Origin of the sequence: Mesorhizobium sp. M1A.F.Ca.IN.022.07.1.1, from assembly GCF_003997575.1 — a bacterium.
Lineage (GTDB): Bacteria > Pseudomonadota > Alphaproteobacteria > Rhizobiales > Rhizobiaceae > Mesorhizobium.
Window position 1 is genome coordinate 1 of sequence record NZ_RZST01000158.1, and the last position, 12,694, is coordinate 12,694.

Consider the following 12,694-nt stretch of genomic DNA (forward strand, 5'->3'; position numbering starts at 1 on the left):
GCTGGGAGCGGATCCGACGTTGAGCTCGGAACGGAAGGCATCAAGGTCGGCCGTCTGCGCCGCCGGCGTCGGCCGGAGGTCCTGGCGAACGTCACCGTTGTCCGCCGCCGGTTGCTTGCGGCCGGTGTCGCTGTCCTCGATGATCCTTCGGATGGAAGCAAGTATCTCTTCCATGGAAGGTTCGCGCTGCGCGCTGCTCGCTGTCGCCATCGTCACATCCGCCGCCCTTGTGACTTGTTCAAGATTTCCATTCCGGCAAGACCGGAATTCGAATCAATGCGAACAGCGTAACCGACCGATCGTCATCCGAGAATCCCCAATCTGAGGAGACGTTGGATTTCAACAGATTAGCTCGCTACGCCGCCGGCAGCCGACCGTCTGGTTCCAATGCAAAAGCGCCGCGCATCCATTGGACACGCGGCGCTTCTGGAAATGCCAAAGGTTCAGCGGCCGTCCGGCGTGCGCAGCCCGATCCACTTGTCCTTGACGGCGTTGTAGTGCTCTTCCGGGTTGTATTTCGTGACCGCCAGGCCGAGTTGGCCGGCGGACAGGCGGCCGATCGCCGACAGGATGGCGTAGCTCGCCACGACGACATCGCGCTCGGAGCTCGCCTGGTTGATCTTGGCGGTGATGACGGCGTTCTGCGCGTTGAGCACGTCGAGCGTGGTGCGCTGGCCGACATTGCGTTCCTCGATGACGCCGTTGAGCGCCAGTTGCGCGGCGGCGATCACCTGCCTGTTGGCATCCACGCTTTCGCGCGCGGCGGTGTATTGCGTCCACGCCGAAGCCACGGCCTGGCGCACCTGGTCGCGACTGACGTCGACCTCGATGCGGGCCTGGCTGAGCGATTCCTTCGATTGGCGGACCAGCGCAGAGGTGCGCCCGCCCGAATAGATCGGCACGGTAAGCGTTGCACCGATATTGGCCGAATTGGTCGTTCCTTCGGAACCCGCCGATGCAAAAACGCCGGGCGAGGTGTTGCGATACTGGCTCGAAATCCCGGCACTGGCGGAAAGTTGCGGCAATAGCGCCCCTTCGGCCGACTTAACCGAAAAGGCCGCGGCGTCGACGAGATGCTCGGTGGCAAGGATGGCCGGATGCTCCGCGGCGGCGATGGCGAAGGCCGAATCGAGGCTTCCCGGCAGCAGCTTTCCAACCGGCGCGGCCGCCTTGAGCTTGCCCGGCTCGTCGCCGATGATCTGGTGGTAGGTCGCAGCGCTTGCCAGCGCCGTCGCGCGAGCGCTGGCGAGTTGCGCCACCGCGGTCGCCCGCGAGGCATCGGCCTGTGCGACGTCGGTGCGGGTGCCCTCTCCGACCTCGAAGCGCGACCGCGCGGCGCGCGCCTGCTCGGTCAGGAATTGCAGGTTCTGTGCGGTCAGGACCGCGATCTGGCGATCGCGGATCACATCCATGTAGGCGCTTGCCGCGTTGAACAGGATGTTCTCTTCGGTGTTGCGGAGACTTTCTTGCGAGGCCCTGACCTGCGCTTCGGCGGCGGCGACATTGTTCTTGGTTTGAAAGCCGTCGAACAGCGTCTGGTCGATCTCAACCCCGAAATTGCCCGTAGTGATATTTAAGGTTTGACCAAGGTTGTTGTTGCGGCTGCTCGTGTAGTCGATGCTAGCCGATCCCCTGATCGTCGGGCGGTAGCCGGACTTGGCGATGGCCACGCCCTCGTCGGTGACACGGGTGCCCGCGCGGGCGGAATTCAGCTGGGAATTGTATTGATAGGCTTTGGCGAGCGCGCCGGTGATGGTTTCGGCGGATGCTGCCAGCGGCGAAAGCGCGGTCGCCGAAACAAGTATGGCTGATAGAAAAGTCTTGTGTAGGGGCGGCACGTATTATCCCTCATTCGTTTGCATGGGAACCACGCCGCGCACCTTTTCCTTCCGGATCAGCTAGCGCCGCGTGTTTATCGTCCCCCGCTGACAGCCCCGAAAATGCACGTGAAGCAAATCAGCAACGATTGTTCAAGCGCAAGCGATCATGTCAGCGCCTTCGCTGCAAGGCAAAACCGCTCAAAATTCGAACGCATGAGCACGTTCGAACCCCGGTAGTGGCTTAATTGCCGCATTAAATGCGCGTCTGCCGGTTACAACCCCCCCGGCCTTGACAAAAAGACGCGCAACGCCGGAGTTGCCCTGCCCCTCGACCACAACCAGCCGTCCGTCCTCGGCGAGCTGGCCGAGCAATGCCGCGGGCACCTCCTCGACGCTGCCGCCGATGAAGATGACGTCATAGGGCGCCGCGGCGGCATGACCCTGCGGTAACGGCCCGATCACTACGGTGGTGTTCTGGCAATCCAGTGCGGAAAGGGTCGACTTCGCGGCTTCGGCAAGCGCCGGGTCGCTTTCGAGCGCAACCACCGATTTTGCGATTCGGGAAAGCAGCGCGGCCGAATAGCCGGTGCCGCAGCCGACATCGAGCACCGAATCGGTGTCGCTGATTTCGGCCAATTGCAAAAGCTTGGCGAGCGGTGACGGTTCCATCAGATAGCGGGCACCGCCGCCACTGACGCCATCGGTGATGCGGATGTCCTCGTCGATATAGGCTAGGTCCCGCTGCCCGGCGCCGACAAAAGCCTCGCGCGGCACGGAAAGCATCGCTTCGATCAGCGGCGCGCTGGTCACATCGGTGGTGCGGATCTGGCCATCGACCATCTTCACGCGGCGTTCGGAGAAATCAGCGTTCATGTCCCAACCAACCCGCTTCCCGCGCCCAATTCGCTGCCCGCGCCCGATCCGATTTCCAGGCAAATGACGCGGGCCAATTCGACCGGAACCTAGCGCCCCGGCGCGACAGCGCCGGAGCCCGGGCATTGGAGGCCTCGCCCGGAATCGAACCGGGGTGCAAGGATTTGCAGTCCTCTGCGTAACCACTCCGCCACGAGGCCTTCCATGCTCCCGGCGTTCCGGGGCAACTCAATATGTTGGCGGTGAAAGGTCGTCAAGCACCGGCAAGTCATTCCCGATGCTTTCCCATTCGTCATCGAAGGCAGTGGTTGCCGATTGCTTGCGGCCGATCCCGATGGTGTCGGCGGCACCTGCCGGACTCTCTCCCTGCAAAGCTCTCAATCCGGCCGGCGGCGGCGTTCCCACCAGACCACGAAGCGGCGCCTGTGACGACGCACCAGTGCGAATTCGTAGGACAGGACCAGCAGGCCGATCGGAACCATCCAGAAACCGAGAATCGGCAGAAAGCCCAGAATCCCGCCGATTGTGAGCAGCACGCCGATCGCGATCCGCAATCCCCGCGAGCGCGGCATGGAGAAGTCGCGGCCGAAGACCGTGATCTTGCGCGCCGGTGGGTTATCGTCGTCAGTTGCCGTCATTCAAAGCCAGATCCCATCTGCGCGGCCGATGTCATAAATACCAAAGGACGACCTGCCGCATTGTTCCATGCCGGTGTCAAGCCGCTCATATGTGGGCACGCCGAAGCGATGCCACAAATCGCCGCACGAAAAACTGCAGAAAAATTGCGAATTGCTGCTTTGCAAAGCCGAAAGGTGTTTGCTATAGGCTGCGCCACTCACGTCAGAGCCTCCGTTCCCCGGTAGCTCAGTGGTAGAGCAACCGGCTGTTAACCGGTTGGTCGCTGGTTCGAATCCGGCCCGGGGAGCCAATCGCCATTGAATTCATTCCATTATTCGCGGAAATGGGGAACCTTCCCCGCTTTCTCTCCCCGCTTTGGGTGCCGGGAATACGCCGCTCACCGCCCCAGCTTATATCGCTCTCTGCATTGGCTGCACTCATATTGGCTCGCGTCGTCGGATTTGTCCTCAAGCGCGGCGAGCGTCGACGGTTTGTTCCACAAAATGTGACAGGTTGGACACGTGGCTAGGCCATTCGCGACCGGTTCGAATGCGCGCAGTCGCTCACCTGCAAAACTGACATGTCGGTGACGCTCCGCAATCCGGTTCGCGATATCGACCAGCGCACCGTGTATGGGCAATGTTGAAGTCATCATAGATGCTTTCCTTTCCCTGAAGCGAGCCGGGGACTGAACACCGCTCCGAACCAGATCATAGGAGGCCTCGCCGAAAATTCTGTGCGCGCACAGACACCCCGCCGACGAAGGGACATCACCCACCGCCTTGTTTGCAACACCTTTGGCTGCCATATACCCCCAAGCAGTCGCCGCAGGCGAGAAACGTCCCTTCAGATAGTTGGCGAGGTTTTACCCAAAGCGAGGCTGCATTTGAGCCGATCGACGGCGTGGTGACCATGAATGTACCGGCACCCCCGCATGAGTCTCGGCAACGAAGGGAAGCGGGCGAGAGCCCGCTTTTTTGTTGCTCCTTGGACCCCTCGCTCCGGGCATCTTGCATTGCAACAACCGGAAGGTGGTTTGTTACTGAGGCAATGGACGCGCGGTTCTTTCGGCTAGCAGATCGTCATAGAGGCTAACCGCCTCCTCGAGCATGTCACGCGCCCTACCCTCGGCATACGGCAAGCGCAACAGCGCTACCTGGCGCCGCACGCGCAGGAACATGGGATCTCTGAACTGGTCGGGTGTCATGCCAGCACCTCGCCGAGCAGCATGAGCTGCGGCAGCGCGCATTCGTCCAGGCGTCGCACCGTGTAAATCTCTTGGCCGCGGCTGGTCTTGAAGCGTGCCGTCACAGTGGCGCGCATAGGTTCAGAGCGGTGCGTGACGGCAGCACCAACCTCAAAGCGGAAGGCAGAATCGACAACATGCATGTTCATCGAAGTTCTCCAGACGGCCTCGCAGGCCTCACCGGGTAGGCACCGGCAGCCGGGGGTGCGAGGCGACCTGGAGAGTCGTCGGTGAGCTTTTAGGCTTTGGCCTTGGACATGGCACACCACCCCGGCCAAAAGGTCCTTTTCGCTGCCCTGATCTTTTTTGCAGGAAACCCCTTCCCTTGCAAACAAGGTCGCCTAGATTCGCTATTTTGTCAAACAACAATCACAGATTATTTTTGGGAGTTATTTTACGAATATGCGAAACCGCCTATTTTAACTCCGTACAATAGGCGAAAACGCCTAGGTATTCTCCGCTGGACTCGAACGTTGTTCTGTGGAATCCATTGCAAGTCACTTCCTGCGAGAGAGTGCCATGGAAAACACGTTTGAAGATCTGGCCCGCATCCTATCTCAGCGCCCCGTCCGCGTACCGTACGGCGTCATTCTGCTACGCCTGGCGGAAAGCCTCGCGACTGGCGTCGCGATCGGCGTTGGTATTGCCGCTGGCCGCGCGCTGGCGGGTTAAGCCGAACACCCGCGAACTGGCCAGTTGCGCCGCTGACTTTCCTCAAATAGAGAGGCTTCGTCAGACAAAAGGGACTCCCCGCGCATGGCCGACCAGACCGACACCGATGGCTCTGAACTAGTGGAGCTTACCGCGGACATCGTCTCCGCTTACGTTAGCAATAATCCCATCCCGGTAACCGGCTTGGCGGATTTGATCGCGTCGGTGCATTCCTCGCTCACTGGCATCGGCCGCCCAAGCGCAGCCCTGCTGCCAAAGCAGGAGCCTGCGGTCACTCCGAAGCGTTCGGTGTCCCCCGATCACATCGTCTGCATCGAGGACGGCAAGAAGTTCAAATCGCTCAAGCGGCACCTGATGACTGATCACGGCCTCACGCCGGAGCAGTATCGCGCGAAATGGAACCTGCCGGCAGACTACCCCATGGTGGCGCCGAACTACGCTGCCCAGCGCTCTGAATTGGCGAAGGCCAGCGGGTTGGGACGGAAGCCTGTCGCCAAGCCGGCGAGGAAGGCCACGGTAAACCGCGGCGCGAGATGAAATCCCTCTGCGCGGCGGGTGCAAGAGCCCGCCGCCTTGAGGGATGGCGAACGGGCTCCGGGGTCTGCGCAACCCCAACGGCGCGACGTCGGGCAGACCGCGCCGTGAAAGCTAACCTGCCGACTTGTGGAATGTTCCCCGATGCGACCCAAGTCGGAGGATCTGACGCTTTAGTCCCTGTGCTGAAACCTTCGCCTCGCTGCATCATTTGATAGAGCCGGCGAGCTTAACTCCCTTTCGTTCGACGGCAGTGCGGAGAGTGAATAGATGCCCGCCATTCTGCCAGGAGTGACGGGCATCGTCTTGACTGCACATTAGCATCTGCTTGCGAACCAATATGCCGCGTCTGAGTTGTAACGGCATGGCAAAGGGCATCAACATTGGCGACGAGGTCGCCATCACCGCGAAGGTACGCAGGCGCGTGACAGAGGACCGGGTGAGCGTGTCGATCCCCTCCTATGGGCAGCCTCATTCGATTGTCGATCGGATCTCGAAAGTGAAGCAGGGTCAGGAGATCGAGTTGCGAGGCGATGTCACCCGCGTCGATGAAGGCAAGGTGACCATCAACCTAGGTGTGCCCGTCACGGTGAATGCCGATACCGTTAGGCTGGTCACACCCTATAAGCCGCCGACGAGGAAGAGGCCGCTTGTGGACAAGCCGACATGACGAAGCTGTCCGATCTCGGGCCGCCAATCATCGGCCGGCGCCACAGCAAGGAATATTCCAACGAGCGCGACCATTTCCACAGGTGCCCGGTCTGCGGACAAGCGGTCGATTGGCGCGATCTACGGCAAGTGATCTGGCATGAACAGCCGGGCCATAAGCCGCTTGAGATAGACTCTTAAAAGGGTGCCCGTGACTGGCGCGAACACGCTATGCGAAGGGGGATTCACAGCGAATCCATTCTTTAAGATTCAACCCATGGACGCGATCTTTGACGACCTTTCCAGTGCCCTCAGGAAGCCCCACAGTGATGCTTGGGACAAGATCCGCGCCATTGCCATAGACGCGGCCGGCAAGTTCTTTACAGGCATTGCAATTGGCATGGGCTTTGCGATCGTTCACGCTGTCGCTGGCTAAAAAGAAACCAAATAGACCAACGCGAGGACCATAGCTGCGGCAAGCGCACCGGCCAGCAGGTCGATCACAGGTATCATGAGGCTCTTGCGACGCCCTTTGCGTAGCGTAGCCGCGTATGCGCTGTAGAGGCGCCGGCCATCCTCGCCAAAGCGGTCAGCGTTCGGATAGTCCTTCTGCGGCTTTCGTCTAAGCCTGAGCATGAGGTTCCCCCACAACCCGCAGCCTACAATGGTGACGGCGTAGCCACAACCGGCTGCCCCCTGTCTCGTTTCGGCACAAGAATGCTGGCATCGGCCTTGCACCTAGGATGCTGCCGGTTTCATCCCGGCAGCTCGTCGGGCTTGAGGTCGTTGTTGGGGGCCTCGCCCGGCGAGTTCTTCCCTATATTAGCGGATGCTTGTAAACATAGCGAACTAGGAAGATAATGCGCGTTGCGAGGAGCCTTGAGGGAGAGTTCCAGTGCGTTGGCCTTTGGTCGTGATTGCGCTGATTGTCGGGCTCGTCCTTTGGGATCACTTAGCCAACGACAGCACCTATATCGCCGATGTTGAGCGAAGCCTCAGACAGGCTGCTGCGGATATGCCGGGCGGCGCCTGAAACGGTTGCCCAAGTTCGCCGGTACACAGCTCGCCGCCATCATCCACAGCTTCGCCGGCTTGACCAAAACAATTGCCATCGGCTGCCGGGACGGTATGGTTAGCGTGTCCGGGGTGGCTGTTACCCCTGTCCCGGATCAGGCCCGGCAGATCGTCACCACTTCCCCCCGAAGCACTGATGGGCCGCCGGGCCGTCACCATAGCAGCCCTCCGCGATGCGCTAGAACCAAGGCCCGACGACACGGGGGTGCACAGACACGGAAGTGCCTGTAACGGTCGGGACGAGGCCGGCTTTGAAGTCATTCACCTCGCGGATCAGCGGTATATTGGAGATCAACGAAGCAGGCCGAATTTTCGGGGGCGTGAAACCCTTCGCAAGGCCCGCAATTTCAGCCGCGTCTAGGTTTGCGCTCCAATGTCCAATTTGTGCCAGTTCACCGACATAGGATGGCCAGAAAGTGTCGTTGTTGTCGCCGAGCGCCAAGGCTGGCGATCCGGTCGGGTTCCATGAAGGACTGGTGGCGCCAGTGGCTTCAGATACCCCATTAACGAAAAGCTCGTTGGTTCCCGAGTTCCTCCGGTAGTTAAATGCGACGTGGTGCCAGTTGCCGTCATTGATGCTTGTCGTAGAAGTCAACTGGATCGACGCCGTCGAGGTGGTGTTGGTGCCCTGTGCTAGAATTTTGTTGAGGGTATTGTTGATCACGAAGCCCCACCCGTTGCGGCTGGAACTGTTCCAGCACGCGATCGGACACGCATTGACGGTCGTTTGAGTGGTCTTCATCAGGAAAGCCACGCAGCCGTTGACCGGTTGCGAAGTCGGTGGCGACCACAGCAACTGATTGGTGCCGCCGGCAAAGTTGATCGCCATATTTTATAAAACTCCTTTCACCGCGTACGCATGGTGCGCTTGAGGCTGGCTGCCAGTCGCATATCCGGCACGCCGTTCTTGATGGCAACAGGCAAACGGCGGTATTCCGGCCGCGGCTGGTTGGTTGGTCATATTGTGAATCCTGTGAAAAGGGCGAACTATAGGATCGACCAGCTATTGCTTAACAGCAAACTGGAGTGCGATATTTCATCGATCCTGCATAATCTATTAGGGCGTGAAAGTGATGGCGGTTCGGGCTTTTATTTCATACTCACACGCCGACGAGAAGTCGCTAGAGAGGCTCCATAAGCATCTGGCTATGCTGCGGCGCGAGGGCCTTCATGATTGGTCGGATAACAAAATCCTGCCAGGTCAGAAGGTAGGCGATCAAATTGCCGCTAGCCTTGCGAATAGTACGCTATTTCTTGCGCTCTTAAGTCCGGACTACCTTGCATCCAACTATTGCTACGAAAACGAATTTCAAAAAGCGCAAGAGTTGGCGGCTGCTGGCGCGATTAGGATCATTCCGATCATACTCGAGCCGTGTGACTGGTTGAGCTCACCGTTCTCCGAGTACCTAGCTATGCCGAAGGACGGCAAACCGATTTCTGAATTCACCAATCAAAACATCGCTTATATGAATGTTGTTGACGGACTTCGGAAGGTCATAGAGGACATCTCCAAGCCCGATTTCGCGGCTCGAGACAGCACATTTATGCGCAGTTTCGATACATCGATAAGGCGACCGAAGATCAAACAGGATTTCGATACAATTCAGAAAACCGAGTTCGCAGACCAAGCTTTCGATGTAATTCAGGCTTATTTCGAAAATTCATGTCGAGAGCTGAACGAATTTGGCGAAGGTCTGCTCAAAGCCAAGTTCGAGCGCATGAGCGCAACCGCGTTTACGTGCCTTGTGGTCAACAGAGGCAAGCACAGCGCTGAGGCGGCGATAACTGTCCAGAACACCAAGGGCAGACGAAGCTTCGGCGACATCAGCTACGTGTTCGAGCGCCATGCAGAGAATAATAGCTCTCAGGGCAGCATCAGCGTGGAGGCCGATGATTATAACATGTACCTATCCATGAACAGTTTCAGTCGAGGTGACTCGAAGTTGACGCATCAACAAGCGGCTGAGGCCCTGTGGAAGCAGTTCGTAGAAAAGGCCGGGATTGGCTATGAGTGAGACACGAAGGTTTCAATGTTTGAACTGCGGCCATCAATTTGAGGCTGAAGTTCTCACCGACCGGGAAAAGGAGGACGCCCGGCGACAACGCCAGCCTGTCTCATCGCTTGCCTGCCCGAAATGCAACAGAACAGATGTTAGGCGCGGCTGGAGTTGAAGCTTAACGGGCGGTAAGGACAAAGATTCGGACAAGACGTCAGAAAAGCCCGACGATAGCTGGACACAGACCGGGCGAGACCGCGAAGAACAAAAGGACATGGACCGCAGCGAAAAGGAAGATCGCCGCGGGGGCGGCTAAGGTTCCGACTAGAATAGCGAGCCTTAGGTGCTTCGACTTGGTCGCATTTGAGGCGGCATTGATTTCGATCGCGGAGGCCATCGTCTCAATGCGCATGCCAGCGAAGGCATTGGCCTCCGCCTCCTTGCCCATGATTAGCGGTCTCCAGTCCGAGATGTTGTCAGGAAGGCGAGCGCCTACGCGATATGTGCGTGTCTGCAGTGCGAACGCGGCGATCAGCGATGCAGCAAAGAGCATGAGCACCATCGCTAGAGCAGCAGACCCGGCACACAAGTTCATGAGGCCGTTGGCCACGACATATCCAGAAATGACGCTCCCAAGCGGGATGGTCACAGTCAATAGCCAGCGCGCTTTAGCGTCGAGCACGCCATAGAGTTCGCGACCGGCCACCAATTGCTTTTCATATTCAGCAAGGATCAGTGCGACATTTTCAGGGTTTGATTTGGTCCAATCAATCTCAGTCATGGCGCGTCCTTTATGAACAAGTGATCCACCACCTATGGCAAAGTCCTAACTGAGTTGTTGGCCTAAGCAATCCCCCCGCAACCGGTGATCGCTCTGCGCTATTCTCTTGGCGGCTCTCAGGCGTAACCTCTAAATTTCATCTCCATCTCGGCGCGGCGTATAGCTGCGGCTTTGCGAGCGGCAAAATCTCCAGCTTCAGCCTTTTCGGCAATGCGGCGCATGGCATTGGCAGCGTTGTCCCTCGCTGCGGAGCGAGCGAGGACAGCGGAAGTTGTTTCATACTGCGGAAAGGCCGTTAGCGTGCATTCCCACAAGTCGAGATCTTCGATGGTGCGCAGCGGCAGTTGGTCGCCAGCCCCGTCGTCCCAACTCTCGGACCGAGCCGAAAACGAAAACGAACATCCCTTTACGTCCTGACGAGCCACCGTCCCAATTGCCGTCTGGCCCTCGGGCGTGGTTGGATCTGGGTACAAGGTGAAATGAAGGCCGACCGAATCTTCGCGAAGCTGGAGCGATCCGGCAGACACGCGGCCAAGGACGCGGCCCGAATCGTGGTCGAGAATCATCACGACGTCGGGCATCTCCCGAAGTGTGCGCGTGAAACAACCGGGAGCGAGGCGCTCCCGGAAGTCACCGCCCACGTTTGTGATGTCCCCGAATCGCGCCACATAGCCGCTGATGGTGTTACTATCGGCCAAGTTCCGCCTCCAAGTCGGAGTTTCGCTTCCCGCCAGGCTTTGTCTCTCTCAGTATTTTGGCGATCTCCTCGGCCGGCAGGGTTGACTCCCTAGCTTCGCAGCCTGGCAACTTGATGCGGCGCCGCCGCCCGCGGGCCTTCTTGCGCTCTGCGCTTGCCAATTCAACCGACATAGCCAGCCTCCTTGAGGTAACGTGCGATATGGCCGTCTCGAGCATCGCCAAGGAAATGCGCGCGGTTGCCGAAATGACTCGAACCGATGTCCTCGGCCTCAAGGCCTTCGGCCAGGTCGTTCAAGCTGCGGTGCGCCTTCTCGACCACTGCAAGCGCCTCGCACAACTCCTTCTGGCGGCGATCCCACTCTGGTCGAACGAGCGCGATTGCCTTCCGCACGGCCGGGGTTTTTGCGTCTCGGATCCGCTGCTCAATCGCCCGCGAGGCAACCTCATGGTCGGCCCTGTCTGCGCGCACGTCGGCAAGCTTCTTGCGGTTGGCGGCCTTAGCGGTCGGCCCATCACCGAGTAATGCCGCGACGCTGGGTCTAACCTCGGGGGTGGGGTCCGCGGCGATCTCTTTTTCGATTTGCCGCGCTTCTGCGTCAAGCCCGCGCAGACGCTCGTTAAGTTCAGCGCGCTTTGAGAGCAGGCCAGCATAGACGTCGTCACATTCGGCAAGCGACGGAACGTGGTAGGGTTCGGCAGGTGCCTCGGCGGGTTTCTTGCTCAAAATGGCCATTACTTGGTGTCTCCAAAAAGGTGCTTCGCGGCAAGCGCAATCGCGCTCGCCGGGATGGTTGTGGCGCGCCGTTGCTTACTGCCGGACCAATGACCGGCGAGCGTGCCGGCAGGCTGAAAGCGGACCACGCCATCGCGAGTGTGAAAGGTGACTTCCGGCCAGTTTTCGCACACCTCGACAGCCGTTACCGGCGAAGTGTCAGGTGACCACACCAGGTCATGCAGAAAGTCGAACGCGGTCCGCTGTGCGGGCCGTATGACTTCAGGCATCACGTCCAGGTTGACGCCGTCTGGAACGCAGGACGCCAGCTTGGCCGTAACATCGGCCACAGAGCGCAGCGGCGCGCCAGAGGCCACCGCCAGTAGCAACAGCGCAAAGTCGGCTTGCGTGATTTCCACGGCCACGCCCGGCGCACCGGGCTCAATTAGGCGTTCTTCGGTGAGGCGACGCGCAACGGTGCGCGCTTTGGCAGCTTTGAAGCCGCAATAGCTCAAAGCCGCCACGGAGGCGGCAAGGTTAGGCATTGGTTTGTCCTTTTGGAATTTTCGCAAATTGCGAATGTCGAGTTGTAAAAAAAGCCCGCGCCGGAGCGCGAGCTATCGCCTGCGGTACTTTCCGCAATGGCGAAAACTGATTGCGGCGACCGCCGAGTTGCCAATTGCCCTATAGTTTTTTCGCGTCCACGATTTGGCACCAGCGGCCGCTTACGTGCCCGCTTTTCACAACAGCACGGGATTGAGCAAAAGCAATGGGTTAGCGGAGATCACATGATAATCGCGCGGCATAACTCGATTTTCCGAATCCTTCCCTCTTGCCTAGTCGGGTTCGGCGTGATCCACATAAGAAATCGCCCCGAAACGATTCTCAATTTGAGTTTTTCAAATGGAGAATTGTATGCGCAGGCCGCCTCCCAAAAAACGAAAGTGGTGGCACCTTTCCCGCGAGGAGGTGTTCAAGCTGATCCCGCTTTTGCCACTGATCCTGAACCTGTTGCTGCAC

General features: G+C 59.1%; 16 protein-coding genes, 2 tRNA genes and 1 pseudogene. 7 read left to right on the top strand and 12 right to left on the bottom strand.

Annotated features, from left to right (window positions below):
- The 6 genes and pseudogenes from EOA75_RS35090 to EOA75_RS18270 all read right to left on the bottom strand — a co-directional run.
- Window positions 1-210, bottom strand: a pseudogene (locus tag EOA75_RS35090) (DUF2497 domain-containing protein); the annotation flags it as partial.
- A gap of 233 nt (window positions 211-443) precedes the next feature.
- Window positions 444-1,838, bottom strand: a complete 1,395-nt coding sequence (locus tag EOA75_RS18250; protein ID WP_067329516.1) for a TolC family outer membrane protein — start codon at window positions 1,836-1,838, stop codon at window positions 444-446.
- A 180-nt stretch (window positions 1,839-2,018) separates the two neighbouring features.
- Window positions 2,019-2,693 carry a protein-L-isoaspartate O-methyltransferase gene (locus EOA75_RS18255; RefSeq protein WP_095825620.1) on the bottom strand — a complete coding sequence of 225 codons (675 nt, stop codon included), beginning with the start codon at window positions 2,691-2,693 and terminating at the stop codon, window positions 2,019-2,021.
- Between the two features lie 126 nt (window positions 2,694-2,819).
- Window positions 2,820-2,893 (bottom strand) — tRNA-Cys (locus EOA75_RS18260).
- Between the two features lie 177 nt (window positions 2,894-3,070).
- Window positions 3,071-3,331 (bottom strand): hypothetical protein, encoded by a 261-nt coding sequence (locus EOA75_RS18265; RefSeq protein WP_066999931.1) that lies wholly within the window; start codon window positions 3,329-3,331, stop codon window positions 3,071-3,073.
- The gene (locus EOA75_RS18270) at window positions 3,332-3,532 is read right to left on the bottom strand and encodes a hypothetical protein (protein ID WP_127324817.1); all 201 of its coding nucleotides are present in this window, start codon (window positions 3,530-3,532) and stop codon (window positions 3,332-3,334) included.
- A gap of 14 nt (window positions 3,533-3,546) precedes the next feature.
- On the opposite strand from EOA75_RS18270, the gene EOA75_RS18275 reads away from it, so the two are divergent.
- Window positions 3,547-3,621: transfer RNA gene (locus EOA75_RS18275), tRNA-Asn, on the top strand.
- 893 nt (window positions 3,622-4,514) lie between these two features.
- Here the strand turns inward: EOA75_RS18275 and EOA75_RS18280 are convergent.
- Window positions 4,515-4,706: a hypothetical protein gene (locus tag EOA75_RS18280; RefSeq protein WP_127324818.1), complete on the bottom strand. Its 192-nt coding sequence runs from the start codon at window positions 4,704-4,706 to the stop codon at window positions 4,515-4,517.
- A 370-nt stretch (window positions 4,707-5,076) separates the two neighbouring features.
- Between EOA75_RS18280 and EOA75_RS34085 the strand changes: the two genes are divergently transcribed.
- The 5 genes from EOA75_RS34085 to EOA75_RS34095 all read left to right on the top strand — a co-directional run bounded on the left by EOA75_RS34085 (window position 5,077) and on the right by EOA75_RS34095 (window position 7,444).
- Window positions 5,077-5,229, top strand: a complete 153-nt coding sequence (locus tag EOA75_RS34085; RefSeq protein WP_164747434.1) for a hypothetical protein — start codon at window positions 5,077-5,079, stop codon at window positions 5,227-5,229.
- Window positions 5,230-5,313: 84 nt separating this feature from the next.
- Window positions 5,314-5,766: a MucR family transcriptional regulator gene (locus EOA75_RS18285; protein ID WP_127324819.1), complete on the top strand. Its 453-nt coding sequence runs from the start codon at window positions 5,314-5,316 to the stop codon at window positions 5,764-5,766.
- Window positions 5,767-6,127: 361 nt separating this feature from the next.
- Window positions 6,128-6,433 carry a hypothetical protein gene (locus tag EOA75_RS18290; protein WP_127324820.1) on the top strand — a complete coding sequence of 102 codons (306 nt, stop codon included), beginning with the start codon at window positions 6,128-6,130 and terminating at the stop codon, window positions 6,431-6,433.
- Window positions 6,434-6,688: 255 nt separating this feature from the next.
- Entirely contained in the window at window positions 6,689-6,847 is a 159-nt protein-coding gene (locus EOA75_RS34090) for a hypothetical protein (protein WP_164747435.1), read from the top strand.
- A 459-nt stretch (window positions 6,848-7,306) separates the two neighbouring features.
- Window positions 7,307-7,444 (top strand): hypothetical protein, encoded by a 138-nt coding sequence (locus EOA75_RS34095; protein WP_164747436.1) that lies wholly within the window; start codon window positions 7,307-7,309, stop codon window positions 7,442-7,444.
- 219 nt (window positions 7,445-7,663) lie between these two features.
- Here EOA75_RS34095 and EOA75_RS18300 read toward each other — a convergent pair whose 3' ends face one another.
- Window positions 7,664-8,314, bottom strand: coding sequence for a LamG domain-containing protein (locus EOA75_RS18300; RefSeq protein WP_127324822.1), 651 nt, complete (start codon window positions 8,312-8,314; stop codon window positions 7,664-7,666).
- A gap of 244 nt (window positions 8,315-8,558) precedes the next feature.
- Here EOA75_RS18300 and EOA75_RS18305 point away from each other — a divergent pair, with 244 nt between their 5' ends.
- Window positions 8,559-9,500, top strand: coding sequence for a toll/interleukin-1 receptor domain-containing protein (locus tag EOA75_RS18305; RefSeq protein WP_127324823.1), 942 nt, complete (start codon window positions 8,559-8,561; stop codon window positions 9,498-9,500).
- A gap of 196 nt (window positions 9,501-9,696) precedes the next feature.
- On the opposite strand, the gene EOA75_RS18315 is transcribed toward EOA75_RS18305, so the two are convergent.
- The 4 genes from EOA75_RS18315 to EOA75_RS18330 all read right to left on the bottom strand — a co-directional run bounded on the left by EOA75_RS18315 (window position 9,697) and on the right by EOA75_RS18330 (window position 12,219).
- Window positions 9,697-10,263 carry a hypothetical protein gene (locus tag EOA75_RS18315; protein ID WP_127324825.1) on the bottom strand — a complete coding sequence of 189 codons (567 nt, stop codon included), beginning with the start codon at window positions 10,261-10,263 and terminating at the stop codon, window positions 9,697-9,699.
- A 116-nt stretch (window positions 10,264-10,379) separates the two neighbouring features.
- Window positions 10,380-10,961 carry an HK97 family phage prohead protease gene (locus EOA75_RS18320; protein ID WP_127324826.1) on the bottom strand — a complete coding sequence of 194 codons (582 nt, stop codon included), beginning with the start codon at window positions 10,959-10,961 and terminating at the stop codon, window positions 10,380-10,382.
- A 161-nt stretch (window positions 10,962-11,122) separates the two neighbouring features.
- The gene (locus tag EOA75_RS18325; RefSeq protein ID WP_127324827.1) at window positions 11,123-11,695 is read right to left on the bottom strand and encodes a hypothetical protein; all 573 of its coding nucleotides are present in this window, start codon (window positions 11,693-11,695) and stop codon (window positions 11,123-11,125) included.
- Window positions 11,695-12,219, bottom strand: a complete 525-nt coding sequence (locus EOA75_RS18330; RefSeq protein ID WP_127324828.1) for a hypothetical protein — start codon at window positions 12,217-12,219, stop codon at window positions 11,695-11,697. The genes EOA75_RS18325 and EOA75_RS18330 overlap by 1 nt, the downstream gene beginning before the upstream one ends.
- Window positions 12,220-12,694 lie beyond the last annotated feature (475 nt).